Origin of the sequence: Veillonella parvula, from assembly GCF_024461875.1 — a bacterium.
In the GTDB taxonomy this organism is placed as follows: Bacteria; Bacillota; Negativicutes; order Veillonellales; family Veillonellaceae; genus Veillonella; species Veillonella parvula_I.
The window spans coordinates 1-249 of sequence record NZ_JANGAL010000081.1; the positions used below are offsets into that span (position 1 = coordinate 1).

Consider the following 249-nt stretch of genomic DNA (forward strand, 5'->3'; position numbering starts at 1 on the left):
TGTTGGACATGTACTGAATACAGACGACACACCGGTAATTGAAAAAGAACTGGATTGGCCTGATCCTGCACTAGTGTACAATACAATTGTCGATCGAATCATAAATCACCCAGAATTATCACAGTTTATATCGGTTGCATTTATTAGTCAGTTAAAGGCCACCATCGGAGAGGGTTTAGATATTAATGTAAAAGGCACGCTAAACCGCAGGGGAAAGGGTATCAGAAGGCCTAAAGGCGTATTTTTTAG

At 40.6% G+C, this 249-nt stretch carries 1 protein-coding gene; it reads left to right on the forward strand.

Annotated features, from left to right (window positions below; all coding sequences use genetic code 11):
* Positions 1–249: hypothetical protein (locus tag NE668_RS09945; protein WP_256196843.1), on the forward strand; the 249-nt coding region annotated here is incomplete at both ends.